This is a genomic window from Geodermatophilus poikilotrophus, from assembly GCF_900111455.1.
Lineage (GTDB): Bacteria > Actinomycetota > Actinomycetes > Mycobacteriales > Geodermatophilaceae > Geodermatophilus > Geodermatophilus poikilotrophus.
In genome coordinates this window covers 241,887-266,331 of sequence record NZ_FOIE01000003.1, presented here as the reverse complement: position 1 = coordinate 266,331, position 24,445 = coordinate 241,887, and the positions used below count along the sequence as shown (strand labels likewise).

Annotated in this window: 26 protein-coding genes and 1 riboswitch; of the genes, 15 read left to right on the top strand and 11 right to left on the bottom strand. The window is 74.7% G+C overall.

The window, feature by feature from the left end:
- Window positions 1-98 precede the first annotated feature (98 nt).
- On the top strand, window positions 99-269 hold the full coding sequence (locus tag BMW27_RS23325) for a hypothetical protein (protein ID WP_175486435.1): 171 nt from the start codon (window positions 99-101) through the stop codon (window positions 267-269).
- Window positions 270-348: 79 nt separating this feature from the next.
- Here the strand turns inward: BMW27_RS23325 and BMW27_RS08740 are convergent, their stop codons facing one another.
- Both BMW27_RS08740 and BMW27_RS08735 read right to left on the bottom strand, forming a co-directional pair.
- Window positions 349-2,568, bottom strand: a complete 2,220-nt coding sequence (locus BMW27_RS08740) for a SpoIIE family protein phosphatase (RefSeq protein WP_091442414.1) — start codon at window positions 2,566-2,568, stop codon at window positions 349-351.
- Between the two features lie 12 nt (window positions 2,569-2,580).
- A complete protein-coding gene (locus BMW27_RS08735) occupies window positions 2,581-2,931 on the bottom strand; it encodes an STAS domain-containing protein (protein WP_091442411.1) in 351 nt (116 codons plus the stop codon).
- Window positions 2,932-3,004: 73 nt separating this feature from the next.
- Between BMW27_RS08735 and BMW27_RS08730 the strand changes: the two genes are divergently transcribed.
- The 3 genes from BMW27_RS08730 to BMW27_RS08720 all read left to right on the top strand — a co-directional run bounded on the left by BMW27_RS08730 (window position 3,005) and on the right by BMW27_RS08720 (window position 6,216).
- Complete coding sequence (locus BMW27_RS08730; protein WP_091442409.1) at window positions 3,005-3,436, top strand: ATP-binding protein; 432 nt, start codon at window positions 3,005-3,007, stop codon at window positions 3,434-3,436.
- 2 nt (window positions 3,437-3,438) lie between these two features.
- Window positions 3,439-4,950 carry a serine/threonine-protein kinase gene (locus tag BMW27_RS08725; RefSeq protein WP_091442405.1) on the top strand — a complete coding sequence of 504 codons (1,512 nt, stop codon included), beginning with the start codon at window positions 3,439-3,441 and terminating at the stop codon, window positions 4,948-4,950.
- A gap of 93 nt (window positions 4,951-5,043) precedes the next feature.
- On the top strand, window positions 5,044-6,216 hold the full coding sequence (locus tag BMW27_RS08720; protein ID WP_091442403.1) for an RtcB family protein: 1,173 nt from the start codon (window positions 5,044-5,046) through the stop codon (window positions 6,214-6,216).
- Window positions 6,217-6,272: 56 nt separating this feature from the next.
- Here the strand turns inward: BMW27_RS08720 and BMW27_RS08715 are convergent, their stop codons facing one another.
- Window positions 6,273-6,629, bottom strand: coding sequence for a cupin domain-containing protein (locus tag BMW27_RS08715; RefSeq protein WP_175486434.1), 357 nt, complete (start codon window positions 6,627-6,629; stop codon window positions 6,273-6,275).
- Window positions 6,630-7,039: 410 nt separating this feature from the next.
- Here BMW27_RS08715 and BMW27_RS08710 point away from each other — a divergent pair, with 410 nt between their 5' ends.
- Window positions 7,040-7,429 carry an STAS domain-containing protein gene (locus tag BMW27_RS08710; protein ID WP_139206859.1) on the top strand — a complete coding sequence of 130 codons (390 nt, stop codon included), beginning with the start codon at window positions 7,040-7,042 and terminating at the stop codon, window positions 7,427-7,429.
- A gap of 113 nt (window positions 7,430-7,542) precedes the next feature.
- Here BMW27_RS08710 and BMW27_RS08705 read toward each other — a convergent pair whose 3' ends face one another.
- Window positions 7,543-8,511: a TIGR03557 family F420-dependent LLM class oxidoreductase gene (locus tag BMW27_RS08705; RefSeq protein WP_091442400.1), complete on the bottom strand. Its 969-nt coding sequence runs from the start codon at window positions 8,509-8,511 to the stop codon at window positions 7,543-7,545.
- Between the two features lie 168 nt (window positions 8,512-8,679).
- Between BMW27_RS08705 and BMW27_RS08700 the strand changes: the two genes are divergently transcribed.
- Window positions 8,680-9,579 (top strand): SMP-30/gluconolactonase/LRE family protein, encoded by a 900-nt coding sequence (locus BMW27_RS08700; protein ID WP_091442398.1) that lies wholly within the window; start codon window positions 8,680-8,682, stop codon window positions 9,577-9,579.
- Window positions 9,580-9,630: 51 nt separating this feature from the next.
- Here the strand turns inward: BMW27_RS08700 and BMW27_RS08695 are convergent, their stop codons facing one another.
- Both BMW27_RS08695 and BMW27_RS23320 read right to left on the bottom strand, forming a co-directional pair.
- Window positions 9,631-10,587 (bottom strand): D-2-hydroxyacid dehydrogenase family protein, encoded by a 957-nt coding sequence (locus BMW27_RS08695; RefSeq protein WP_217638088.1) that lies wholly within the window; start codon window positions 10,585-10,587, stop codon window positions 9,631-9,633.
- A 69-nt stretch (window positions 10,588-10,656) separates the two neighbouring features.
- Window positions 10,657-10,818, bottom strand: coding sequence for a hypothetical protein (locus tag BMW27_RS23320; RefSeq protein ID WP_175486415.1), 162 nt, complete (start codon window positions 10,816-10,818; stop codon window positions 10,657-10,659).
- A 330-nt stretch (window positions 10,819-11,148) separates the two neighbouring features.
- A riboswitch (cyclic di-AMP (ydaO/yuaA leader) is annotated at window positions 11,149-11,301 on the top strand.
- A 12-nt stretch (window positions 11,302-11,313) separates the two neighbouring features.
- Between BMW27_RS23320 and BMW27_RS08690 the strand changes: the two genes are divergently transcribed.
- Entirely contained in the window at window positions 11,314-11,832 is a 519-nt protein-coding gene (locus tag BMW27_RS08690; protein WP_091442395.1) for a C40 family peptidase, read from the top strand.
- Between the two features lie 175 nt (window positions 11,833-12,007).
- Here the strand turns inward: BMW27_RS08690 and BMW27_RS08685 are convergent, their stop codons facing one another.
- Together BMW27_RS08685 and BMW27_RS08680 are read right to left on the bottom strand one after the other, a co-directional pair.
- Entirely contained in the window at window positions 12,008-12,658 is a 651-nt protein-coding gene (locus tag BMW27_RS08685; protein WP_091442393.1) for a DUF4352 domain-containing protein, read from the bottom strand.
- 1,119 nt (window positions 12,659-13,777) lie between these two features.
- Window positions 13,778-14,152, bottom strand: a complete 375-nt coding sequence (locus tag BMW27_RS08680; protein WP_091442390.1) for a hypothetical protein — start codon at window positions 14,150-14,152, stop codon at window positions 13,778-13,780.
- A gap of 185 nt (window positions 14,153-14,337) precedes the next feature.
- On the opposite strand from BMW27_RS08680, the gene BMW27_RS08675 reads away from it, so the two are divergent.
- Entirely contained in the window at window positions 14,338-14,973 is a 636-nt protein-coding gene (locus BMW27_RS08675) for a DUF2238 domain-containing protein (RefSeq protein ID WP_091442387.1), read from the top strand.
- Between the two features lie 42 nt (window positions 14,974-15,015).
- On the opposite strand, the gene BMW27_RS08670 is transcribed toward BMW27_RS08675, so the two are convergent.
- Entirely contained in the window at window positions 15,016-15,681 is a 666-nt protein-coding gene (locus tag BMW27_RS08670) for an NUDIX hydrolase (RefSeq protein ID WP_091442385.1), read from the bottom strand.
- A 131-nt stretch (window positions 15,682-15,812) separates the two neighbouring features.
- On the opposite strand from BMW27_RS08670, the gene BMW27_RS08665 reads away from it, so the two are divergent.
- The 5 genes from BMW27_RS08665 to BMW27_RS08650 are packed head-to-tail and all read left to right on the top strand — an operon-like array spanning window position 15,813 to window position 19,611.
- Window positions 15,813-17,213, top strand: coding sequence for an ADP-ribosylglycohydrolase family protein (locus BMW27_RS08665; RefSeq protein ID WP_217638087.1), 1,401 nt, complete (start codon window positions 15,813-15,815; stop codon window positions 17,211-17,213).
- A 53-nt stretch (window positions 17,214-17,266) separates the two neighbouring features.
- Window positions 17,267-17,935 carry an HD domain-containing protein gene (locus BMW27_RS08660; protein WP_217638086.1) on the top strand — a complete coding sequence of 223 codons (669 nt, stop codon included), beginning with the start codon at window positions 17,267-17,269 and terminating at the stop codon, window positions 17,933-17,935.
- A 40-nt stretch (window positions 17,936-17,975) separates the two neighbouring features.
- Window positions 17,976-18,884, top strand: a complete 909-nt coding sequence (locus BMW27_RS08655) for a carbohydrate kinase family protein (protein ID WP_175486433.1) — start codon at window positions 17,976-17,978, stop codon at window positions 18,882-18,884.
- Window positions 18,885-18,889: 5 nt separating this feature from the next.
- Window positions 18,890-19,096: a hypothetical protein gene (locus tag BMW27_RS23315; protein WP_175486432.1), complete on the top strand. Its 207-nt coding sequence runs from the start codon at window positions 18,890-18,892 to the stop codon at window positions 19,094-19,096.
- Window positions 19,093-19,611: an HAD domain-containing protein gene (locus BMW27_RS08650; RefSeq protein WP_091442383.1), complete on the top strand. Its 519-nt coding sequence runs from the start codon at window positions 19,093-19,095 to the stop codon at window positions 19,609-19,611. Before BMW27_RS23315 ends, BMW27_RS08650 begins: the two co-directional genes overlap by 4 nt.
- A gap of 122 nt (window positions 19,612-19,733) precedes the next feature.
- Here the strand turns inward: BMW27_RS08650 and BMW27_RS08645 are convergent, their stop codons facing one another.
- On the bottom strand, window positions 19,734-20,048 hold the full coding sequence (locus BMW27_RS08645) for a DUF3303 domain-containing protein (RefSeq protein ID WP_091442381.1): 315 nt from the start codon (window positions 20,046-20,048) through the stop codon (window positions 19,734-19,736).
- Window positions 20,049-20,369: 321 nt separating this feature from the next.
- Here BMW27_RS08645 and BMW27_RS08640 point away from each other — a divergent pair, with 321 nt between their 5' ends.
- Window positions 20,370-20,615 carry a FitA-like ribbon-helix-helix domain-containing protein gene (locus BMW27_RS08640; RefSeq protein ID WP_091442378.1) on the top strand — a complete coding sequence of 82 codons (246 nt, stop codon included), beginning with the start codon at window positions 20,370-20,372 and terminating at the stop codon, window positions 20,613-20,615.
- Window positions 20,612-21,028, top strand: coding sequence for a type II toxin-antitoxin system VapC family toxin (locus BMW27_RS08635; protein WP_091442375.1), 417 nt, complete (start codon window positions 20,612-20,614; stop codon window positions 21,026-21,028). Before BMW27_RS08640 ends, BMW27_RS08635 begins: the two co-directional genes overlap by 4 nt.
- 31 nt (window positions 21,029-21,059) lie before the next feature.
- On the opposite strand, the gene BMW27_RS08630 is transcribed toward BMW27_RS08635, so the two are convergent.
- Window positions 21,060-24,308 (bottom strand): TM0106 family RecB-like putative nuclease, encoded by a 3,249-nt coding sequence (locus BMW27_RS08630; RefSeq protein WP_091442373.1) that lies wholly within the window; start codon window positions 24,306-24,308, stop codon window positions 21,060-21,062.
- Window positions 24,309-24,445 lie beyond the last annotated feature (137 nt).

Here is a 24,445-nt window from a genome sequence, read left to right as displayed (position 1 = left end):
CCAGGAGTCCCAGCCCCGCACCGCTGTCCCGTGCGTCCCGGGCGCCCCCGGCCCAGCTCCTAGCCTCGGTGGGGACCACGCACGGAAGGACCCTCATCGTGGCCAAGCACCTGCTCGACGAGACCGCCGAGTTCACCCTCCCCACCGCCGGACGACACGCGGCGGACGGCGAGGACGACCCCGGTGACCGCACGCAGCGGTTCGACGCCGGCGTGCGTCGCCAGCCGCCGGTCCCGGGACGCCTGGAGGCCGACAGCCGCACCCGGTAGCGCGACGCCGGAGGTCTCGGACGGCCCTCTCGCCGGGTCCCGCCGCGAGCCTGCGAGTGGCGGGGGGCGAAGGGGTCCTTCACCAGGTGCGGCCGAGACCGACCAGCGTGACGTCGTCGGTGTCCGGCGGGTCGAGCGCGGCGAGCACGTCGTCCAGCAACGCGTCGGGCTCGCCGCCGGCCGCGGCAGCGGCGCACAGCGCGTCCAGCCGGTCCGGCAGCGGGACGTCGCGGCGCTCCACCAGCCCGTCGCTGTAGAGCAGCAGCCGGTCGGGGCCGGCCAGCCGGAGCCGGGTCTCGGCGTAGTCCACCTCGTCGAGCAGGCCCAGCGCCGGGCCCCGTCCCTCGCCGAGCAGCCGCACCCCGTCGACCGTCGCGTGCAGCACCGGCAGGTGGCCGGCGTTCGCGACGGCGACGTCCCCGGTCCCGGGGTCCAGCTCGGCGACGACCGCGGTGGCCAGCTCCCCGGGCAGCAGCGCCGCGATCACCTCGCCGAGCCCCTGCAGCGCGGCGGCCGGGCCGCGGTCACGCAGCAGGTGGGCCCGCAGCGCGTGCCGCAGCTGCGCGGTGACCGAGGCGGCGGCGAGGCCGTGTCCGGCGACGTCCCCCAGCACGATCGCCAGCCGGCCGCTGGGCAGCGGCACCAGGTCGTACCAGTCGCCGCCGACGACGTCCGCGGCGCTGGGCCGGTACCGGGCGGCCAGCGCGACGCCGGGGACCTCGGGCAGTGCTTCGAGCAGCAGGGTCCGCTGCAGCGCCGCGGCCAGCCGGTCGTCCTCGGTCGCCCGCTGCAGCGCCGACTCGGTCAGGTGCGCGGCCAGCGCCTGCGCGGCGGCGACCTCGTGCTCGCGCCACGGCGTCGCCGTTCCGCGCACCGTCTCCCGCCAGGCGGTGAACGACCGGCGCGGGCTCAGCCGGGGCCCGGCCTCGGTCTCGACCGTCTTGGGCGTGTGCGGGTTGCCGCCCCAGGTGACCTCGCGCGGGGTCTCCGGCCGGAACCAGGCCAGGAAGTCCCCGCGTTGGCCGCCGACCTCGACGGCGAGCAGGCCGCTGGCGGTGTCGGCGACGTCCGCGGCCGCGGGCAGGAGGGTGCCGAGCGCGTCGGTGGCCGATCGCCCCTGGGTCAGCAGAGCAGCGACCAGGCCGGGCACCCGGTCGGCCGGCGGGGTGCTGCCCAGCAGGTGCAGCCGGCCGTCGAGGCGGACGGCGGCGCCGGCGGCGGGCAGCAGGTCGAGCACCGTGGGCGTCCCCCCGGTGAGCGCCTGGGCCGGCGCCCGCGGGGTGCGGCCGAGCGCGGCCACCAGCTCGGCCTGCCGTTGGGCGACGGCGACCACGCGGCCCTGGTCGCCGGCCTCGACCGTGGTGTGGAGCAGCAGCGAGGCGGTCCGGCCGAGGAACTCCGCGGCCACCCGGTCGGCGTAGGAGGGGCGGTGCGGGCCGCTGTAGGAGTGGCACGCGATCAGCCCCCACAGCCGGCCGCGGTCGACGAGCGAGACCGACATCGACGCGACGACGCCCATGTTGGCCAGGTACTCCAGGTGGACCGGCGAGACGCTGCGCAGCACGGCGGCGGAGAGGTCCAGGGGCCGGCCGGTGACCGGGTTCGCGGCCGGTTCCAGGGGCACCGGCCGGTAGGTCGCGTCGGGGATCAGCCGCAGCCAGTTGGTGGCGTACAGCGCGCGGGCCTGGGCGGGGATGTCGCCGGCCGGGTAGCGCAGGCCGAGGAAGGGCTCGAGGTCCGCGCGCCGGTCCTCGGCGACCACCTCGCCGTTCCACTCGGGGTCGAAGCGGTAGACCATCACCCGGTCGAAGCCGGTGAGCGCCCGGACGTCGCGGGCCAGTGCGGCGGTCAGCTCCTCGAGGGTGCCGGCGGCCGACAGCCGCTGCAGCACCCGCGGCAGCCGCCGGTGCCACGACGCGCCGGCCTGCTCGGCGCCGGCGAGCGGCTCCCACTCGGTGACCAGCAGCCCGTCGGCGCGGTGGACGACGAGGTCGAGCTCGGCGCCGGCGACGGTCACCCGCAGCGGGTCCAGCTCGGCGAGGTCCCCGGCGAGGCCGGCGCGCAGCCGGTCGAGGTCGGCGGGGGCGAGCACGTCGGCCAGCGACGCCGGCTGAGTGCCGAGGACGTCGGCAGCGCCGGCCGAGACGACGACGGCGAGGTCGGGCTCGGTGACCGCCAGCAGCGCGCCGTGCGGCTGGATCGCGCCGGGAACGGCGATCGGCTCGTCGGCGCAGCGCTGCAGCGCGTCGTCGCCGACCCCGGGGACGTCCGGTCGGGGTGTGGTGGCGGTCGGCGTCATCGCCGACCGACCCTACGGACCGACCTCGTCGTCGGTCAGGCTGGGCGACTCGACGATCGGCACCAGCGCCCGCAGGTCCAGCAGGTCCACCACCAGCCGCACCGGCCGGTTGGCACGCGGGCAGACCACCTCGAGGGAGACCCCGTCGGCGGCCGCGCGGCGGGCGATGCGCGCCAGCTGCCGCGCGCCCGAGCTGTCCATGAACGTCGTGCCGGTCAGGTCGACGACCAGGGACTGCGGCTGCTGGGACAGCTGGGACTCGACGGCGTCCGCGAGGCGCGGGGCGGTCGCGATGTCCAGTTCGCCGCGTACTGTCAGCGCCGGCCGCCCGAGGACCGTCGCCCGTTCGACGTCGAACTGCACGGCTCGGTCCTCCCATCGACGACGTGGAACCTGAGCAGCCTAGATGCCTTCGGGCGGGAGGAGTGGACCTGGCATGGACATCGCCTTCACCGTCCACCTCCCGGTGGACACCGGCAGCGTCCCCTTCGTCCGCGGGCTCTGCCGCCAGGCACTGGAGCACCTGGACGTCGAGCGCACGGTGGTCGACGAGGTCTCGCTGGCGCTCACCGAGGCCTGCGCGAACGTCGTCCAGCACGCCGGGGAGCACGCCGGGTACGAGGTCGCGGTGTCCGTCGACGACCGGCTGTGCCGGATCAGCGTCGTCGACGACGGCGCGGGCTTCGACCCCGCCACCCTCCCCGAGGGCGACGAGCGCACGCCGCTGGAGGACGGCCGCGGCCTGCTGCTCATGCAGGCGCTGGTCGACCGGCTGGACTTCCGGCACGAGCCCGACGGGCGGCACCGGGTCACGCTGGAGAAGCGGCTGACGCCGCACCCGCCGTTGCGCCTGGTCGACCCCGCCTAGGCATGCCAGCCGCAGGGGACGTCCTCCAGGGCCGCTACGAGCTCCGGTCGCTCATCGCGACCGGCGGCATGGGCGAGGTCTGGCGCGCGCAGGACCGGGTGCTCGGCCGCGAGGTGGCGGCCAAGGTGCTCAAGAGCGAGTACACCGGCGACCCGGTCTTCCTGACCCGCTTCCGGACCGAGGCGCGGCTGTCGGCCGGGCTCACCCACCCGAACGTCGCCGTCCTGCACGACTACGGGGAGGTCGAGCCGGCGTCCCCCGGCGGCGACCGGCTGGTCTACCTGGTCATGGAACTGGTCGACGGCGAGCCGCTGTCGGCGGTGCTGCGGCGCGAGGGGCAGCTGACCCCGGAGCGGACGCTGGAGCTGCTGGGCCAGGTCGCCGCCGGGCTGGCCGCCGCCCACGCGGCCGGGATCGTGCACCGCGACGTGAAGCCCGCCAACCTGCTGGTCCGCCCGGACGGCGTCGTGAAGATCACCGACTTCGGCATCGCCTGGTCGGCCGCGAACGCCACCGTCACCCGCACCGGCCACGTCGTCGGGACGGCGCAGTACCTCGCGCCCGAGCTGGTCCAGGGGCGGAAGGCCACCCCCGCCGTCGACGTCTACGCGTGGGGCACGGTCGCCTACGAGTGCCTCGCCGGCCGCCGCCCCTTCGACGGGCCGGACCCGGTCGAGGTCGCGATGCGGCGGGTCTCGGAGACGCCCGCGCCGCTGCCGGCCGACGTCCCCGCACCGGTCCGGGAGCTGGTCGAGCGCACCCTCGCCACCGACCCGGCCGGGCGGGTCCCGGACGGCGCCGCGCTGGTCGCCGCCGTCGCCGACGCCCGCACGGGCCGCGCACCCGAGCCGGCCGACGAGCGGACGGCGACCCGCGTGCTGCCCGTCGTCCCCGCACCGCAGCCGGCGACCGCGACGCTGCCGGTCGGCCCGGTCGCGGCCACCGCTGTCGCACCGGTCGTCCCCGGGCCCGACGACGAGGAGGCCGAGGAGACCGACGACCGTGGCCCGGTGCGCCGGCTGGTGGTGCCGGTGCTCGTCGGGCTGGTGGCCACCGCGCTCGTCGTCACCGGGCTGGTGCTCGGCTCGCGCGACGTCCCGGCTCCCGTTGCGCCGGCGGCCGCTCCCGCGACGACCGCGCCGGTGACGTCCGCGGCGCCGCGGGTCACGACCACCTTCGTCCGGGTGGACCCCGCCGCCTACGTCGGTCGGCCGGTGGCCGAGGTGCACGCGCGGCTCACCGGCCTGGACCTGACCGTCGCGCTGGTCGCCGTCGAGCGGGCGGACGTCCCCGCCGAGCAGGTCCTCGCACTCGCGCCGATCGGCGAGGTCCCGGTCGGGACGACGGTGACGGTCACCCACGCGGTCGCGCCGCCGGCCCCTCCTCCGCCGGCACCGGCACCCCCGGCCGCGCAGACCGCCGGGTCGGGAAGCGACGACGAGGACCGCGGGAAGGACAAGGACAAGGAGAAGGACGGGGACCGCGGGCGCGGTCGCGACGAGGACGACGACTGACCGCCGCGACCGGGTAGTGCGGGGATCGGCGGCGGAGCGGACCGCTCCACCGCCGCGTCCCCCACCCGGAGCGAGAGGCCACGACCAGGAGCCATGGAGAAGATCAGCGACCGGCTGCTCAACTGGGCGTCGATCCTCGAGCCGACCACCCGCATGCAGGCCGAGCGCACCGCCTCGATGCCGTTCATCCACCCGCACGTGGCGCTGATGCCCGACGCGCACCTCGGGCTCGGGGCCACCGTCGGCTCGGTGATCCCCACCGACGGGGCCGTCATCCCGGCGGCGGTGGGCGTGGACATCGGCTGCGGGATGATGGCGGTGCGCACGCAGTTCACCGGCGACGACGTCCGCGGCCGGAACCTGGCGACGCTGCACGAGCAGGTCTCCCGGGCCATCCCGCTGTCGGCCGGCCGCTACAACAAGAAGCTGCGCGGGACCGCGGCGGCGCGGGTCGAGGAGCTGCGCGACCTGCCGGGTGCCGCGCAGGCCGACGGCGTCGCGCACAACTGGCCGATGCAGCTGGGCTCGCTGGGGTCGGGCAACCACTTCATCGAGGTCTGTCTGGACGAGGCCGACCGGGTGTGGCTGTTCCTGCACTCGGGCTCGCGCGGCGTCGGCAACCGGCTGGCGTCCAGGCACATCCGGGTGGCGCAGGAGCGCTGTGCCGGCACGGACCTGCCCGACCGCGACCTGTCCCACCTCCAGGAGGGGACGCCGGAGTTCGACGCCTACATCGAGGCGCTGCACTGGGCGCAGCGGTTCGCCGCGCTGAACCGCGAGGAGATGATGGACCGCCTCGCCGAGCAGGTCTCACGGTTCTTGAGTGGGCGTGGCCTCGGCGAGGAGGTGCACCGGGCGCAGGTCGTGCAGTGCCACCACAACTACACCGAGCGGGAGACCCACTACGGCACCGAGGTGTGGCTGTCCCGCAAGGGCGCGATCTCCGCGCGGACCGGGCAGTGGGGGCTGATCCCCGGATCGATGGGCGCGGCGTCCTACGTCGTCGTGGGCAAGGGGAACGTCGAGTCGCTGACCTCGGCGCCGCACGGCGCCGGGCGCAACCACTCGCGGGGGGCCGCCCGGCGGATGTTCACCCGCGCCGACCTCGACCGGCGGATGAGGGGCATCGCGTGGGGCCGCTCGGACGCCTTCCTCGACGAGCACCCCGACGCGTACAAGCCCATCGACCAGGTCATGGCCGACGCGGCGGACCTGGTGGAGGTGCGGCACACGCTGCGCCAGGTGGTCAACGTCAAGGGTGACTGAGGGAGGACTCCGTCCTCCCCACCCCTCGCAGGCTCGGGACGGAGCCGGGCGGGCCCTCAGCCGGGTGGCGCGTCCCGGCCGGCCTGCTGCGCGGGCGGGGAGGTGGCCTCCACCGCGGTGAAGGCCTCGACGATCTCGTAGGTGTGGCTCACCCCGGCCGGCACCACCCAGGAGTCACCCGGCCCCAGCTCCAGCGTCCGGTCCCCGGCGCGCAGCCGGGCCCGCCCGGTGACGACGTAGCCCACCGTCTCGTACTCCCGCGCCGCCTCGGGCTTGCCCTCGCTGGGCGGTTGCGCGGCCCACAGGCGCATCCCGATCCGGGCACCGGCGGCCAGGTACCGCTGCCCCATCTGCCCGGCTCCCACGTCCGCGGCCTCGACCTTGCTGACGCGTCCGTTCTCCGTCTCGGTCACGGACGACGAGCTACCCGCACCGGCGCCCCGCACGCCTCGCTCCGGCAGAACCCTGGTGGGCGGACGCGGCCACGGCCACCCCGACGCGGCCACGGCCACCCCGGTGGCGCGGGGCGCGCTGCCGCGGCCACCGGGGAGCTCGCGCGTCGGCGTGGACGGCGACGGTCGCGGTGACGTGGTTCGTCGAAGAGGCCCTCGCCCGGCAGCGCGACCACCCGCGGGCCGCGGGGCACCCGACCGGATCGGCGTGTCGGCACGTTGTGGTTGCGCGCCATCGGATCGCGCACTGGCTGACCGGCGGACGACTCGTTATCGTTGTAGCCGGTCGAACCACCGGCCGGGACGCCCAGTCCGCAGCACTGCGTCGGCCGGTCGCACGGTCGTCACCGCGTCTCCCAGGGGGACACGCAATGAGCGCACGCGCCATGCCGGGGCGCCGGGTCGAGGACCGCTCCCGCCCGCTGCTCCTCTCCATCGACCTGCAGACCGGTCGGATCACGGCCGCCGGTGAGCTCGACCGCGCCGTCGCCCACCGGCTGGGTGACGCCCTCGAAGCGCTGTCCCTGACCCGCCACCGCACCTGGACCGTCGACACCTCGGGCATCACCTTCTGCGACGCCGAGGGGCTGCGGGTGCTCGCCGCCGGGGAGGCCCTGGCCGACACCCGGGGCTGCACCCTGCAGCTGGTCGGACCCGCACCCTTCACCGCGCGCCTGCTGCGCGCCGTGGGCATGGGGCACCTGCTCGACGAGCCGGCGGGGCGGTCCGCCGGGCGACCGGCCCCCCTCGGCGTGGCCTGAGGCCGCTCGTCCCCGCCGCACCCGGCCGGCGTCCCGCCCGGGGGGACGTCGGCCCGGCCCCGTCCCGAGGCTCGCCGCGAGCTGGCGAGTGGTGAGGAGGACGGGGTCCTTCCTCAGGACGACGGCGTCAGCGCGCGGATCCGCCCGATGAGCTCGCGCTCGCAGGCGTCGAGGAAGCCGTCGGGGTCCGGGCCGGTGTTCTGCAGCACCAGGTGGTCGAACCCGGCGTCGGCGTAGGGCTGCGCCTGCTGCACGTGCGCGTCGAGGTCCGGGCCGACGGAGAACTGCTGCCGGATGTCCTCCGGCTTCACCGTGGCGCTGGCCGCGTCGAAGTTGACCGGGTTCGGCAGCTCGCTCATCACCTTCCAGCCGGTGACCGCCCAGCGGGCGGTCTCCAGGGCGGCCTGGACTGCGGTGTCCTCGTCGGCCGCCCAGGCCATCGGCACCTCGGCGTAGCGCGGGCCCGAGCCGCCGGCACCCCGGTAGGCCTCGACCAGGTCGCTGCGCGGCTCGGTGGCGAACAGCCCGTCACCGAGCTCGGCGGCGATGGCCGAGGCGTTGCGCCCGCCGGAGGCGACCGCGATGACCGGCAGCTGGTCTGGCAGGTCGAAGAGCCGGGCGTCCTCCAGCTGGAGGTACCGCCCGTCGTAGGACCGGTAGCCGCCCTGCCACAGCAGCCGGATGATCTCCAGCGCCTCGCGGAGCATCTCGTGCCGCTTGTGCACCGCCGGCCAGCCGGCGCCCACCACGTGCTCGTTGAGCCGCTCGCCGGAGCCGATGCCGAGGGTGAAGCGGTTGCCGGAGAGGAGCTGCACCGTCGCCGCGGCCTGGGCGATCACGGCCGGGTGGTAGCGGATCATCGGGCAGGTGACGCCGGTGGCCAGGCCGATCCGCTCGGTCCGCGCCGCCATCGCCCCGAGCACCGACCAGGTGAACGAGCTGTGGCCCTGGACGTCGAGCCACGGGTGGAAGTGGTCGCTCATCTCGACGAAGTCGAAGCCCGCCTGCTCGGCGCGGATCGTCTGGCGGACGAGCTCCTCCGGTCCGAAGGCCTCGGTCGCGAGCTTGTAGCCGACCTGCATGGTCGTCGTCCTCACTGTCGGGTGCGGGTCCGCGGGGCCTGCCCGGCCGGTCAGCTGGGGAAACGGCGCGCCGGACCACCCGGTCCGGTCAGCCGCGCCGGCGACCCCGCGCGGCCGCCGTCCGGCCGTCCCGTCAGTGCGGAACGGGCGTCACCTAGGGTCCGGGCCATGGCGGAGCGGCAGCTCAGGACGGTCCTGGAGGGCGGCGGGTTCTTCGAGGGCCCGCGCTGGCACGAGGGTTCCTGGTGGGTGTCGGACTTCTACCGGCACACGGTCAGCCGGCTGGCACCGGACGGCGCGGAGACCGTCGTCGTGGAGGTGGCGGGTCAGCCCTCGGGGCTGGGCTGGCTGCCCGACGGGTCGCTGGTGGTCGTGTCGATGAAGGACCACCGCGTGCTGCGGTACGCCGACGGGACCCTGTCGACCCACGCCGACCTGACCGAGCACTGCGGCGGGCACCTCAACGACCTGGTGGTCACCGACGCGGGGCAGGTGTTCGCCGGCGACTTCGGCTTCGACCTGATGGGCGGCGGGGACGCCCGGACCGCGTCCCTGAAGCGCGTCGACCCCGACGGCACGGTGTCGGTCGCCGCGGACGGGTTGCAGTTCCCCAACGGCATGGTGATCTCGCCGGACGGCGGCACGCTCCTCGTCGGCGAGACCCTCGGCAACCGGTACACCGCCTTCTACCTCCGCGCTGACGGCACGCTCGGCAACCGGCGCGTGTGGGCGACGCTCGGGCCGGAGGTGACCGGCCGGACCACCGAGGAGGTGCTCGGCCAGCTCACGGTGGCGCCGGACGGCTGCGCGCTGGACGCCGAGGGGCACGTGTGGGCGGCCGACGCGGTCGGCGGCCGGGTGGTGCGGGTCGCCGAGGGCGGCGCGATCGTCGACGAGGTCGCCGCCCCCGAGGGGCTCGGCGTCTTCGCCTGCATGCTCGGCGGGGACGACGGCCGCACGCTGCTGCTGTGCTGCGCGCCGGACTTCTACGAGCACAACCGGGCTCCGGCGCGCGAGGCGGTGCTGCTGGCGACCGAGGTCGACGTCCCGCACGCCGGGCGGCCGTAGCCCGCGCCGGGGCACGGCCGGGTCGAGGAGCGGCCCCGGTCACGGCCGGGGTCACGCGGGCGCGATGACCCGCACCGGCTCGCCGCGGAGGAAGGCGGCGACGTCCTCCACGGCGTCCCCGTAGAAGACGCGGTAGGTGTCGCGGGTGACGTAGCCCAGGTGCGGGGTGAGCACGGTTCGTGGCGCGCTCCGCAGGGGCGAGTCGGCGGGGAGCGGCTCGCGGTCGTAGACGTCGATGCCGGCGCCGGCGAGGCGGCCCTCGGACAGGGCCTCGACGAGGGCGGCCTCGTCGACGATCGGCCCGCGCGAGGTGTTGACCAGGATGGCGCTGCGCTTCACCCGGGCGAGCTCGTCGCGGCCGACCACACCGCGGGTGCGGTCGGACAGCACCAGGTGGACGGTGACGACGTCGGCGGTGGCGAACAGCTCGCCGCGCTCCACGCGGCGGACCCCGGCCTCGGCGGCGCGCTCCGCGGTGAGGTTCTGGCTCCAGGCGACGACGTCCATCCCGAAGGCCTGGCCGATGCGGGCCACGCGGGAGCCGAGCCGGCCCAGGCCCACCACGCCGAGGGTGGCGCCGGCGAGGTCGGTGCCGACGGTGCGCTGCCAGCCGCCGGCCCGCAGTTCGGCGTCCTCCTCGGGGACGTGCCGGGCCACCGCCAGGACCAGCGCCCAGGTCAGCTCGACGGTGCCGGTGGGGTGCGCGCCGGTGCCGCAGACCGTCACGCCGCGCTCGGCGGCCGCGGCGACGTCGATGGCGGCGTTCCGCGCGCCGGTGGTGACCAACAGGCGCAGTCCGCGCAGCCGCTCGAGGAGGCTGCGCGGGAAGGGGGTGCGCTCGCGCATCGCGACGACCACGTCGAACCCGGCCAGCCGGTCGGCGACGGCGTCCTCGTCGTCGAGGTGGTCGGTGAAGCTGACGACCTCGGCCTCCTCCGGCAGACGCGACCAGTCGGCGAAGTCGGCGGCGGCGGACTGGAAGTCGTCGAGGACGGCGATGCGCAGCACGGTCCCCGAGCATGACGGCGACCCCCGCCCGGTGCGAGCGGGGGTCGCCGTGCGGTCAGCGCGGAACGGTCAGCGCACCGGCCCGCGGCCGTAGCCCCGGCCGCCGCCCTGCTTCTTGTTCTGCTCGCCCATCTTGGCGATGAACTCCTTGATCTTCGCCTGGTTCTGCGGCTTGCTGGCCTCCTGGATGACCTTCGCCGCGAGCCCCGAGGCCAGGACCTTCCTCAACATGCCGGCCATGGTGTTCCTCCTTGGGTCGGTTACCTCTGTCGTGCCCGGGGAACAGCCACCCCAACCACGACGCCCCCGGAGCTGTCCGCAGCCGACCCCACACCGTGCGCTCCGGCTCTCCGTCGTCGAGGCAACTTTTCGATAACGGCCTGACCAGCGCGTTCTCCAGGCCGACCTGCGGGCCGTCAGCGGCATCCGTGGTGGTCAGCGCGGCGTGTCGCGGTTCGAGCCGGCTGTCGTCCGGATCCCGGTCCTCGCTTTGAACAGGGCCGAAGGGCCCCCCTAGCCTCGCGCCGTCCGGAGGGCCCGCGTCGCTGACCTTGTGACACCCGCCGGACGCCGCCGAACCGTGCACCGGTCGATGACCGTTGCGCAGGCCGGGGACCCACCGCAGCACTGGGGTGAAGCGCGACCTCGTCGCGCCGGGCGACTCCCCCGTCCGAACCCGTCAGCTAACCCGGTAGGCGGTCGTGGAGAACAGGAGAACCGTCGTCGATGACGACTGCCCGCACGTCCTTCGCTCGTCGCTCGTTCCGCGGTGTCGCCGTCGCCGCCATCGCCGGCGCCGGGATCGCCCTCTCCCCCCTCCCTGCCTCCGCCGCTGTCGGTGGGGCGGCCGGTCCGGTGCTCGCCGCGGCCCCGGCCCCGGCCGCCGCGTCCAGCAGCGCCGCGCAGAAGGCCGTCGACACCGCGCTGGCCCAGCGCGGTGACATGTACCTCTACGGCGCGACCGGTCCCGACCGGTTCGACTGCTCGGGGCTGACCAGCTTCGCCTACAAGGCGGCCGGCGTCTCCATCCCGCGCACCTCGAAGGCCCAGTCGACGTTCGGCACCCCGGTGTCGAAGGCCAACCTCAAGCCGGGCGACCTGGTGTTCTTCTACAGCCCGGTCTCGCACGTGGGCATGTACATCGGCAACGGCCAGATGGTGCACTCCTCGAGCGCCGGCAAGCCGGTGTCGGTCGTGAACGTCGACTCGATGCCGAGCTACGCGGGCGCCCGCCGGGTCGCCTGACCCCTCGATCCGGCGAGATCGCCGATCTTGCACGACTACGACGCTGTAGCCGTGCGAGATCGGCGATCTCGACGGGTGATCAGCGGCAGGAGTGCGGCGACAGCCAGGTTTCTCGACCCGTTGTCAGACGCCGAGGGCTCCCGCCATGTGAGCGAAGAGGCTGCCAGGGTCGGGTCTACTGCAGGTTGACGGTGACGCCGCCGGAGAAGGCGGAATCGTGGAGTTCGATCGAGGTCGGCACCGTGCCCGCAGGAACGTCGAAGACGACCTTGCTGGCCAGCGTGTTACCGGGGTTGATCTCCTCGTAGAGCGAGGACGAGTCCTCGAGGTAGATCGCAGCCTCGCTGTCGGCCGAGAACTGCTGACCCTGCTCGTTAAGCAAGGTGGCGTTGTCGCCGAAGAAGCTTTGTGCCCGGTCGCCGACATTGGTGATGGTCAGGTCGACGATGCAGAACTGACCTTGAGCCTTCTGACTCAGGAACTCGCTGCCGATCTCCGTAGCACTGCAGTCAACGCCGTTGACGATGAAGTTGAACTTGCCGTCAGCGGCAGGCTCACCGATGCCCGGGGTCTCAGGGGCCGGGGCCTGAGGGGCTGGGGGCTCCGCAGCAGGCATGTCCACAGCGGGAGCAGAGGCTGCATCGCCGGTCGACGAGTCAGCGGGCGAGGATGCCGACTCCCCGTCTCCGCCGCCGCCCTGGGCGATGGCGATGACGACGAGCACTGCGATGACGATGAACCAGGCCCGCTTGTAGAAGGGCTTCTTGGCCGGCGGCTGCGGGGCGCTCCCCTGCGGGTCGGCCGGCGCGTGAGTCGACTGCGACATGTGTTCCCCCAAGGGGCGGTGGTGATCGGGGCCGGCGGTTGCGACAACAGTGGCCTGACATCGCGCGGCCCGGGTTGGACGCGAGGACCGTGGCACGTTCGAGTGCCGAAACGCGGTAGGACGGATCTGGCGCTGCCTCGTGCGTCTCTCCTCGTCACTCAGGCCGCCAGCGCATCAAGGTCTGGTCGCCGCGAGCGGCGCCTCACTCGCAGAGGCCCCGGTCGTCCCGTCCTCGAGCATGAGGATCACTTGCGGTTCTCCGCAGCAGGACCGGGCAGCGATTGGCCGGCGGCGTCCTGGTCCTGGACACACCCAGGGAAGCGCCAGCCAGGCCGACGGCGGTCAAGGAGGCCCTCGGGACGCCGAGAGCAACGAGCTCCTCGAGCACCGCTCGTGCTCGCCTCAAGCCGAGCGCTCGCTGCCGGTCGACCGGTCCGGCATCGGCCGTCGTCCCGGCCGGGGTGGCAGTCGCCGCAATGAACCGAGGGTGGATCGCGATCGGCTCCAGGACGGCGCGGGTTGCGACCACCGAACGCTGGTGGGTGATGGCCCGGCGCTCGCGAGTCGTGGAATCCGGCAGGTTCATTTCGCCGGGAGTAGCGGCGGCGAGCCAGGCCGGCGCGGGCGTTTGGGCATGCGGTCGGCGTCCTGCGTCTGGCGCTCGAGCGTGGCACGCAGGGTGCGCAGTTCGGCGTCCATCTGCCCGAGCCGGACGTCGGCGGGGTGGGTGTCGACGAGGCAGCGGGTGCGTTCCCGCTCGCCGGGCCTCGCCGTACTCGGCGACGAGTTCGGCCGAGACGGGCGTCGAGGCGACGCTGACCCTGCCCGGGAGGCCGGCCCGGCGGCCGGTGCGGGCGTACCAGCGCAGGCGCAGCCGGGTGGCCCACGAGATGCGGAAGGTCCGGTAGCGACGATCGATGTGCTGGACACCCGTCAGGGCCACGCTCCCACTCCCCCTGTCGTGCCTGTGCGGGGACGGGCTGTGGCGCGGCGTCCCCCACCTCCCGGGGTGGACGTCGACCGGTCGGCGGTCGCGCCCCGTCACGGAAGGCGTTCGAACGTCAACGGTGGTTGCGTGCACCCGGTGGACCGTGGCGGGGCGGTCTCACGCCTTAGGAGTCAGCCGTGGCGGCAGGGGTGCGGCGGCTGGTCGGCCGGTTGCAGCGAGAACACCGCTGCGGCGTCCTGCGGCCAGGAGCGCAGGAAGAGCAGTCCGTACCGCTCGTTGAGCAGCGCGTCGGGGCCGGTGGCGTCGACCAGGTCCAGCAGGCCGCCGGTGCCGTGGTTGCGGTAGCGGCGGAGCTCCGCGCCGCAGGCGACGGTCAGCACGTCCCCGACGGCGCCCATGACGACGACCGGCGTCCAGGCGTCGTCCGGGCTGGTGTCGCACAGCAGCACGCGGGTGGGGTGGACGGCGTGGCCGGCCGCATGGCTGGTGCACGGCACCGTCCGGCTGCTGCTCGCGGCGGTCGGCTCGAGCTCGCGATCGGTCACGCCGTGCTCCCGTCCTGCGGTCCCCTGGCCGGCTCGGGCCGGCTGCGGACAGTGCAGCACCAGGGCACAGCGGTCCGCGCGGCCCGGACGCCGCCGTCCCCCGATCGCCTGGGTGACGGCGGAGCCCGGTGACGCGGCGTCGCACACGGCGAGCGTGCGCCGTCCCCGGCGGGTAGTGCGTCGACGTGGACGGGCGCACGCTGCTGATGGGTGACTGGACGCCGGTGGTCAGGGACGGCATCGACGTCCTGCGGCTGGCGATCTTCGCCGGGGCCGCGGGGTACGCGGCGAGCGGGCAGTGGGGGTCGGCCGCGCTGCTGGTCGCACTGGGGAGCATCACGCTCGTCGCCCGGCTGGTGAACCTGCCCCGGCTCTACGACCTGTCGCTGACCCTCGGCATGGCGCTGCAGGGGTTCGGCGAGACGCTCGGCCTCTACGACGAGTTCGTCCGCTTCGACGACCTGGTGCACTTCACCCTGCCGATGCTCACGTCCCCGGTCGTCTACATCGCGCTCGCCCGGCTGGACGTCGTCCCGGACCCCCGCGACGAGACGCACCTTCGGCACTACGTCGGCATCGGCGTCGTCACCGCGGCCCTCGGCATCGCCGTCGGCGCGCTGTGGGAGCTGTTCGAGTGGCGGTCGGACGCGTGGTTCGGGACGCAGCTCTCCGAGGACAACGACGACACCAACGGCGACCTCTTCCGCGACACCCTCGGGTCGCTTGCCGGCGCCGCGCTGCTGGTCGTGTGGGCCCGCTTCGGCTGGGGCTCGGTGCGGCGCATCCCCGGGGTGAACACGCACGAGGAGGTCAGCGCCTGACGCAGGCGCCGAGTCCGCGTTCGGCCGTGGTCCCCGGACGGCTCACCGGCGGACGTAGAGCTGGGCGGGCTTGCCCACGGACCCCTCCGACCGCCGCTCCGTCTCCTCGAGCAGGGGCAGCATGGTCCGGCGGAACGTGTCCGCCGAGTACCCGAGGCCGCCGGTCACCGCTTCGTGCAGGCGGTGGAGCTCCCGGACCCTGAAGGGCTCCTGCAGCAGCCCGTCGGGGTCGGGTCGCTCGGCGTACCGCGCGCGCACGTCGGCCACCGCGCGCCGCACGATGTCGTCGTGGTCGAACAGCAGGCCCCGGACGTCGTCCACCGGCCGCAGGCACACCTCCTCCGGTCGCGCCTCGGCCACCGGTGCGACCACCCGCCACGGCAGCGCGGCGACGTGCGCGACGGACAGCACCCACCCGCGGTCGTCCCGGTCCGGGTCGTCGAAGACGTGCAGCTGACGTGGCGCGACGTCCGGCGTCAGACCGGCCTTCTCGCTCAGCGACCGCCCGACGGCGACCGCCAGGGTCTCCCCCTCGTGCAGGAAGGTGCCCGGTAGCGCCCACTCCGGCCGGCGCTCCTCCCCTGCCCGGCGGACGAGCAGCACGGCCAGCCGGGGGTCGCCGACCGGCACGGTGAGGACGGCCGTGTCGACCGCGACCGACGGCCGCGGGTAGTCGGTCAGGGCCCGGCCCGAACTGTCGCGGTACACGCCGTCGACATTAGCGCAGGATTCGTCTAACTTGATAGTTGACGCAAGGATGAGCTAACTCCGGGGAGGGTGGTCGCTGTGGCGGACGCCGGTGAGGGAACGCACCTCCCCCACCCCTGCAGGAGGTCCGGGTGACCCGCATTCACCGCTCGTCCCGTGCCGCCGGCGCGCTGGTCGGCTCGGCCGTCGGCGACGCGCTCGGCGCCCCCTTCGAGTTCGGCCCGCCCGGGCGGTTCTCCGCCGCCTTCCCGACCCCGGCCCGTGGCGCGCACACCGAGATGTGCGGTGGCGGGTCGCTGGGCCGGGAGCCGGGCGAGTTCACCGACGACACGCAGATGGCGCTGCTGGTCGCGACGTCGCTGGTGGAGCGCGGCGGTCTGGACGAGGCCGACCTCTTCGACCGGTTCCGCACCTGGGCAGAGTTCGGCCCGCCCGACATCGGCAACCAGACCCGCGCCGTCCTCGGCTCCGGCCTGGCCTGGGACACGGCCGCGACCGAGCACTTCGCCCGCTCGGGGCACGCGGCCGGCAACGGCTCGCTGATGCGCACGACACCGGCCGCCATCCGGTTCTCCCGCGACGGCCGCGAGGCGACCATGGACGCCGCCCGCCGCATCTCGGCGCTCACCCACGGCGACCCGTCGGCCGGCGAGGGCTGCGCGGTCTTCCACGAGCTGGTGCGCGTGGCACTCGACGGCGGCGACCCGCTGGCCGCGATCCCGGCGGCCCTGGGGTCGGTGGCCGGCGGGCACCGCGAGCGGTGGGCGACCGTGCTCGCACCGGACTGGACGCCGGAGCGGGCGACCGAGTCCAACGGCGCGGTGTGGCCGACGCTCGGTCAGGCGGTGTGGGCCCTGGGCCACGGCCGGGACTTCGCCGAGGTGCTGCGGCTGGTCGTCGACCTGGGCGGGGACACCGACACGGTCGCCGCGGTCGCCGGCGGGCTGGCCGGGGCGGTGTACGGCATGGGCGGCATCCCGATGCGCTGGGCGTCGGTCGTCCACGGCCGGGTCCCCGGCCACGGCGAGCGGGTGTGGCGGCTGGCCGACCTGCAGCAGCTGGCGGCCGCGCTCGACGGCGGCGCGCAGCAGAGTTACGACCCCGGGGCCATCCCGCGGATCGGCCCGCGCGAGGTGCTGCCCGGCATCTGGGCGGGCAACCTCGACGGGGCCCGGTACAGCGAGCAGGACTTCGCCGTCATCTCGCTGTGCCGGCTCGGCGCCCCCTTCACGCACGCGCTGCACCGGATGGCCTACATCGCCGACGACGACCACAACGCCGACCTCGACGGCACGCTGGCCGACGTCCTCGACGACATGGCCGCGCTGCGCGCCGAGGGGCACCGGCTGCTCGTGCACTGCCACGGCGGCGCCTCGCGGACCGGGCTGGTGCTGCGCGCCTGGCTGGTCCGCGAGGAGGGGATGTCGGCCCGGGAGGCGACGGCGTACGTCGCCGAGCGCTGGCCGCACCTGGGGCTGTGGAACGACAGCTTCACCGCCGCACTCGCCCGCCTCGAGCGGGGTGACCGATGAGCCACGGGACGTCGCGGCGACGATCGCGTCGTCCTGCGAGGAGAGGAGAACGGGTGACCGCGACTATGGAGAACCGGAGCGCGATGGGGTCCGGGCCGCTGAGCGAGCGCTACGACCGGGCGCTGCAGTACGCCGCCGGGCACCACCGCGAGCAGCTGCGCAAGGGCTCGCGGGTGCCGTACCTGACGCACCTGATGAGCGTCAGCGCGCTGGTGCTCGAGCACGGCGGCGACGAGGACCAAGCGATCGCCGGGCTGCTGCACGACGCGGTCGAGGACGCGCCGGAGGGGCAGGGCGGCGCGGTGCTGGCGGACATCCGGGAGCGCTTCGGCGATGCCGTCGCCGACATCGTGCGCGCCTGCTCGGACGGCCTGGACGCCGACGGCAACCGCAGCGGGACCTGGCCCGAGCGCAAGCGCCCCTACGTCGAGGGCCTGGCGACCAAGCCGGCCGACGCGCTGCTGGTCACCGCGGCCGACAAGACGCACAACGGCCTGTGCATCGCCGCCGACGTCCGCCGCTACGGGCCGGCCTTCTGGACGACGTTCAACGCCGGCCACGAGGAGCTGCTCTGGTACTACACGAGCGTCGAGCGGGCGGTCGCCGGGCGGCTGCCCGGGTCCTCGATCACCGGCGCGCTGCGGCGGGCCGTCGACGAGCTCGTCGCCGCGGCCGGCACCGAGCGCTCCGCCGTCCCGGTGGAGATGCCGGTCCGGAGCTGAAGCCACCGGCGCGGGTCGCCGCCTGGTGCACCCTGACCCCGTGCCGCACGGAGACACCGCCCGGTGGCCCAGCCCCGCGGGCCCCGGCCCGGTGGTGGCGCTGGGCAAGCTGGTGGCCGACCAGCTGCTGCAGCTGTCGGCGCCCCTGGTCGTCGGTGGGCAGCAGCGGGTGGTGCGGACGACGACGGCGGGCGGGGCGCCGGCCAACGTGACGGCCGGCGTGGTCGGCCTGGGCGCGCCGGCGCGGCTGGCGGGCTGGGCCGGCGCGGACCCGCTGGCCGGCGGGCTGCTGGCCGCGCTGGCGGAGCGCGGGGTCGAGACGGCGGTGGTGCGCCGCGGCCGGGCGCCGCTGTCGACGGTGCTGGTCCACCGGGATGGCGAGCGGACGCTGCTCACCGACCGCGGGGAGGGCGGGCTGGAGTCGGCCGACGTCCGCGCGGAGTGGGTGGCCGGCGCCGCCGTCGTCCACCTCGACGGCTACGACCTGCTGCGCTTCCCCGAGGCCCTGCGGACCGCGGCCGCGGCTGCCCACGACGCCGGTGTGCCGGTCAGCATCGACGTCGCCGCCGCCACCCGGATCGCGAGCCACGGGCCGGAGGCGTACGCCGGCCTGCTCGCCGGGCTGCGGCCCGACGTCCTCTCCTGCAACGCCGCCGAGGCCTCGGAGCTGGGGCTGACCGGCGACCTGCCCCCGTGGGCGCCGGGGCTCGTGCTGGTGCACGCCGGTGCCCGGCCGACCCGGGTGCTGACGCGGGCCGGCGCCTGGGAGGTGCCGGTGGAGCCGCTGCCGGAGGGCCGGCTGCGCGACACCACCGGCTGCGGGGACGCGGTCGCCGCCGGGGTGCTGGCCGGCTGGCGCGCCGGGGTGCCCGTGCTGGACGCCGTCCGGACCGGGCACGCCGCGGCCGCGGTGGTCGCCGGTGTCATCGGCGGGCAGCCGCCGTCCTGACCGTCGTGAGGGGTCAGGTCGCGACCGCGCGTCCCGGCGAGGACGGCGTCCGGCACGTGCACCACCGGCTCGACCGCCAGGCAGGCGGGCGCATGGGCGGTGGTGAGGTCCTGCAGGTCGGCCGGCTCCTCGGTCTCGACGACGGTCTTCCCGCCGGGCCCGACGCGGCCGCCCACCTGCGGCAGCTGCTGCGGCGGCAGGATGGGGCATGAGCTCGACCAGGGACCGCCCGATCCTGCTGCTGGACGTCGACGGGGTGCTCAACGCCGCCCGCGTGGACCTGCCCGAGGGCTGGGAGCGGGGCACGTTCAACGGCTACGTGCTGTCCTGGAACCCGACGATCACCGCCCGGCTGCGGGAGCTGCACGAGTCCGGCCGGGTGGAGATCCAGTGGCTCACCACCTGGACCACGGACGCCGACCGGCTGCTGGCCGAGCCGATGGGACTCCCCCGCGGGCTGGTGACCCACGCCCGCGCCGACGCGGCGCCCACCGGGTTCGCCGGCTCGTTCGGCGGCCGGTCCAGCTGGTGGAAGCTCGCCGCCGCCCGCGCGGTCGCCGAGGCCGAGCCGGACCGGCGGATCGTGTGGGTCGACGACGACCTGGCGATGCAGGCGGCCGACACCGGGGACTGGTTGGCGGCGAACCCGCACGTGCTGGTGGTCGCGCCGGAGCTGTTCGTCGGGCTCACCCACGAGCAGCTGGACGCGATCGAGGCGTGGTTGTGAGCCGTCGTTGCCCAGCGCCGCGGACACCTGCCCAGGGTCGGAGCAGGGGCCGAGCCCCAGCCGGACGGTATCGGCCTCCGCGAGGTCGACCCCTGCCCCGCACTGTGAGCAGGGGTCGAGCGTCACCCCTCCCGCAGCGAATCCCGGTACTCGATGCCGCGCGTCTCGGCGGCGACGGCGTCCATCACGTCCAGCACCGGCTCGACGGTGAAGGAGAAACCCGCGTAGACGGTGGTGAGGTACTCCAGGTCGGTCGGCGCATCGGTCTCGACGACCGCGTACCCGCCGAACTCGCCGAGGCGGACGACGAACTGGTGGAAGGTCAGGCTCTCCGGCATCTCCCACCCGGAGAAGATCTCGAGCACCCGCTTCTGGGCGGCCTCGTACTCCGCGACCGAGCCGGTCGGCCGCTCCCGCCACGTGACGACGTACTTCATGCCGCTCCCCCTCCAGACGTCCCGCGCGTGGCGAGGCTCCGGGGAGTGGAGCACCGACGCAAGGACGACGGGAACGACCAGCGGACGCGAGCCACCGTCTCGACGCGTCGCCACAGCCCGTCCACCCCACGCGACGACGTCCGCGCCGGGAGGTCAGCCGCTCAGGTAGCGCCGCCAGATGGTCGACGACGTCCGTGACCGCCCGGCTGCGGTGGTGAACCACCCGTGGCGAACGGAGTGCCATCGTTCGGACTCGAGCCTGAGCCGCTTCGTCCCAACGCGTTTACCTGGTCGCTAGCATCGCTAGCAAAAGGGGGAGCCATGGCCGCCATCAGTATCAGAGGTCTCGACGACGAAGTCCGCGAACGGTTGCGGGTCCGCGCGGCCCGCAACGGGAGGTCCATGGAGGCGGAGATCCGCGAGATCCTCACGACGGCGGTCAGCGACGCCGAGTCGTCCGCCGACCTCTTCTCCACACTGCTGGAGCGCTTCGGCGGTGCGGGCGGCGTCGAGCTGTCCATCCCACCCCGGAGCTCGCCGGCGCGATCAGCGGACTTCTCCGAGTGATCGTCCTCGACACGAATGTCGTGTCCGAGCTGATGCGCCCCTCCCAGGACCCGGCGGTCGTGACCTGGCTCGGTCAGCAGACGCGGGGATCCCTCGTCACGACCGCCATCACCGTGGCCGAGATCCGCTTCGGTCTCGCCCGGCTCCCCGACGGACGGCGTGCCACCGAGCTGCGGCAGCTCGCCGACGAGGTGCTCGGAGCCTTTCCCGGCCAGGTCCTCCCCTTCGACACTGCCGCCGCCGCTCTGTACGGCGACATCGCAGCGGCCCGAGAGCGTGGCGGACGCCCCGTCGACGCCCTGGACGCACAGATCGCTGCCATCTGTCGCGCGCACTCCGCCTCGTTGGCCACGCGCAACACCCGGGACTTCGTCGGCACCGGCGTCGAGCTCCTCGATCCCTGGCGAGCCTGAGAGCCGAGCCGTCGCCCGTGACGGCCGAGCGTCAGCGGACGACGGTCGCCATCTCGACGAGGCGGCAGAGGGCGTTGACCTGGCGCAGCTGCTCCGGCGTCCGCACCGCGGCGTCCAGCAGCTCCTCGCTCATCACCACGACGGCCAGCGCCTTGGCGCGCGACACCGCGACGTTGAGCCGGTGCAGGTCGTACAGGAACGAGACGCCGCGGGGTGCGTCCTCGGCCGACGTCGAGGTCATCGAGTAGAGGACGACCGGCGCCTCCTGCCCCTGGAACTTGTCCACGGTGCCGACCCGCGCGCCGTCGGGCAGCGCCTGCCGGACGAGCGCGACCTGGTTGTTGTACGGCGCGACCACCAGCACGTCCTCCGGCCCGATCGTGGATCGCTCCCCCGCGGCGTCCACCCAGCCGACGCCCTGCAGCGAGTGCCACACCTCGGCGACCGCTGACGCCTCGTCCGGGGACGCCGCCATCGACGGCTGCACGTGCTGCACGAACCGGACGCCGAGCCCGCTGGCCCAGCCGTCCACCGCGATCCGCTCGCGGCCTGCCGCCGACTCCAGCCGCCCCTCGTACGCCAGGTCGGAGACGAACGCGGTCAGCGCCGGGTGCATCCGGTAGGTGCGGTCGAGGAAGACGCCGCGGTCCTCGGGCACGGTCGGGTGCCCGTCGAGCAGGTGCTCGAGCGCGGAGAGCCCGGACTCCCCCGGGTGCACGGCCTGGGTCGGCTGCGCGAGCTGCTGCGGGTCGCCGAGCAACACCAGCGATGTCGCCGACCGGGCGACGGCGACCGCGTTGGCCAGCGAGAACTGCCCGGCCTCGTCGATCACCAGGACGTCGACCGCCTCGGCCAGGTCCTCGCGGCACCAGAACCACGACGTCCCGCCGACCAGTGACGCCGAACCGTCGAGCAGCCGCGAGGCCACGTCGCCGGCATCGCGGGACCACTCCACGCCGGGTGCCCCGCACGCCTGGGACTCCTCGCACTTCTGCAGCGCCGGGCGGCCGACGGCGCTCAGCACGTTGCCGATCACCGCGTGGGACTGCGCCGTGACGCCGACCTTCTTGCCGGCGTCGAGCAGCGCACGGATCAGCCGGGACGCCGCCCGCGTCTTGCCGCTGCCGGGCGGCCCCTGGACGGCCAGCACCTCGCCGTCCAGCGCCAGGCCGAGCCGGACGACGGCGTCGCCCGCCTCCTCCCCCGGCAGCCGGCGGGTGTGCGCGGGGACGACGCGGTCGAGCAGCCGCTGCCCGAGGCACGGCTCACCGGCCAGGACGGCGTCCGCGGTCGCCTTGATCGCGGCGCGCATCTGCTTGTCGTCCAGCGGACCCTCCGGACCCAGCCCGCGCGGGCCCGCCGACGCCTTGGTGCTCTTCACGACCACCCGCCCGGCGACCGCGTCGAGCGCGCGCACCTCGCCGATCCGCACCCGGGTGTCGACGTCGAAGGCCGGCTTGCCGACCGAGAGCTTGGCGTCCTGCGGCGGGAAGGCGAACTCGTAGAGCTTGCTGCGCTTCTCGGTGCCGATCTCCACCGCGGCGGACAGCCCGCCGAGCGCCGTCCGGTCCTCGACGAGCTGGTCGTCGTCCAGCTCGCCGCGGCTGAAGAACTCCCACCAGCCGGGCCGGGCCTCGCGCCGGTGCCACTGCACCAGGTCGCCGAGCAGGTCGTGGCCGCGGTCCTGCAGCTGCTCGACCAGCGCCAGCTCCGCGACCTCGGCGTCCGACCGCGGGGCCGGGACGGCGATCTCGGCAACCCCCGGGCGCGGCTGCGGACCGTGCTCCGCCTCCAGCTCGGCCCGCTGGGCCTCCAGCCAGTCGTGCAGCTCGCGGGTGGAGTCGACGTCGTCCCGGTTGTAGTCCTCGATCGACCGCAGCCGGGCCGGGTCGCGGTCGATGAGCCACTTCTCGTACTCGACGACGCTGCTCATCGCGTCGGCGACGTCGCCGGTGTGCGCGCGCCCGTAGAAGGCCTCGACCTTCTTGATCGAGTAGGACTCCTTGCTGATCCGCATCGACTGCGTCACGACGGGATACAGGTCGACGAACCGCTCGGCGCGCAGCAGCTGGTCGAGCTCGGCCTCGCGGACGCCGTACCGGCCGGTGAGCCGCTTGAGCGCGCTGACCTCGTAGGCGGCGTAGTGGTAGACGTGCATGCCGGGGTCGGCGCGCCAGGCCTCGACGATGCGGTCGACGAGGTCCTCGACCATGCGCCGCTCCTCGGCGGCGTCGTGCGCCCAGAGGGCGGTGAAGGCGCCTGCCCGGTCGCCCAGGCCGGCGAGGTACTCCAGCCCCTCGCCGTCGCCGGCGAGCGGGTCGCCCTCGAAGTCGAGGTAGAGGTCGCCGGGGCTGGGCTCGGGGAGGCGGAGCAGCCCCTGGGCGGTCTGCGGGGTGAGCAGCGTGCGGGTGGGGACGCCGGCCGCGCGGCCGCGGAGCTGCTCGCGGGCCTGGTCGCGCAGCCGCTCGCGGGTGCCCCGGCTGATGCCAGTGGCCCTGAGGACGTCGTCGGGTGCGCCGGCGAGCTGCTCGAGCGTGGCGATGCCGGCGCCGTTGAGCGCGGCGCGGTGGTCGCGGCGCATGCCGGCGACGAGGCTGAGGTCGTCGCTGGTGCGCAGCTCGGTCTCGCACCTCGGCTTCCAGGTGCACTGGTCGCAGTGGGCGATGGGCACGGGCGCGGTGGGCGTCGGGTCCGCGATGAAGGCCTGCAGCCGGGCGCGGGCGCGGCGGGCGTAGGCGGCGACGTCGACCAGCCGCCACGGGCGGGTCTCGCCGTCGCCGGTGACGACGCAGATGCGCTCGGGCTGGCGGCCCTGCAGAGTGGCCAGCCGGTCGGCGTAGGTGGCCATCTGCAGCAGCGCCGGGACCTTGATGCGCCGGGCGAGCTTGGCGTCGGCGACCTCGTAGGACCAGTCCTCGAGGTCGGACGGCACGGACACCTTCAGGAGGAAGTCCGCCTGACCGCCCCAGGTGCCGTCGGAGAGCGTCGCCTGGTGGACGACGTCGACGCCGGCGCGCATCGCCTCTCGCGTCGCCGCTTCGCTGCGGCTGCCCTGGAGCCGGGCCACGGTGAGCCCCTGCTCCTCCAGCGACTCCAGGTAGCGCAGCTCGTGGGCGATGCCCAGGTCGGCGACGAGCACCGTCTGGTCGCTGGCGCCCTCGGCCGGCGGATCCAGGCGCCGCTCGGCGACCTGCAGGTTGAGCGCGGTGAGGTGGTGGCACTCCTGGTGCCGGGTCAGGTCACTGGGACTGAGGACCAGCCGCCCGGCGACGCGGTACACGGCGTCAGCCCTCGGTCGTGCGGACGGCGACGGGCAGGGATGGGTGCGGCAACGTTCCCCCGTGGTGCAGCGTGCAGAGCCGCATGGAGGCTGTCACGGACGGCGCCGTTCCGGGACCTCCCGCGCCGAGGAGGTCA

Coding starts and splice junctions, on each gene's coding strand:
- BMW27_RS08685 (WP_091442393.1), bottom strand. CDS start 12,658: ATGTCGCAGTCGACTCACGCGCCGGCCGACCCGCAGGGGAGCGCCCCG.
- BMW27_RS08700 (WP_091442398.1), top strand. CDS start 8,680: ATGGCGGAGCGGCAGCTCAGGACGGTCCTGGAGGGCGGCGGGTTCTTC.
- BMW27_RS08640 (WP_091442378.1), top strand. CDS start 20,370: ATGGCCGCCATCAGTATCAGAGGTCTCGACGACGAAGTCCGCGAACGG.
- BMW27_RS08730 (WP_091442409.1), top strand. CDS start 3,005: ATGGACATCGCCTTCACCGTCCACCTCCCGGTGGACACCGGCAGCGTC.
- BMW27_RS08705 (WP_091442400.1), bottom strand. CDS start 8,511: ATGCAGGTCGGCTACAAGCTCGCGACCGAGGCCTTCGGACCGGAGGAG.
- BMW27_RS08720 (WP_091442403.1), top strand. CDS start 5,044: ATGGAGAAGATCAGCGACCGGCTGCTCAACTGGGCGTCGATCCTCGAG.
- BMW27_RS08710 (WP_139206859.1), top strand. CDS start 7,040: ATGAGCGCACGCGCCATGCCGGGGCGCCGGGTCGAGGACCGCTCCCGC.
- BMW27_RS08725 (WP_091442405.1), top strand. CDS start 3,439: ATGCCAGCCGCAGGGGACGTCCTCCAGGGCCGCTACGAGCTCCGGTCG.
- BMW27_RS23320 (WP_175486415.1), bottom strand. CDS start 10,818: ATGTTGAGGAAGGTCCTGGCCTCGGGGCTCGCGGCGAAGGTCATCCAG.
- BMW27_RS08650 (WP_091442383.1), top strand. CDS start 19,093: ATGAGCTCGACCAGGGACCGCCCGATCCTGCTGCTGGACGTCGACGGG.
- BMW27_RS08740 (WP_091442414.1), bottom strand. CDS start 2,568: ATGACGCCGACCGCCACCACACCCCGACCGGACGTCCCCGGGGTCGGC.
- BMW27_RS08690 (WP_091442395.1), top strand. CDS start 11,314: ATGACGACTGCCCGCACGTCCTTCGCTCGTCGCTCGTTCCGCGGTGTC.
- BMW27_RS08645 (WP_091442381.1), bottom strand. CDS start 20,048: ATGAAGTACGTCGTCACGTGGCGGGAGCGGCCGACCGGCTCGGTCGCG.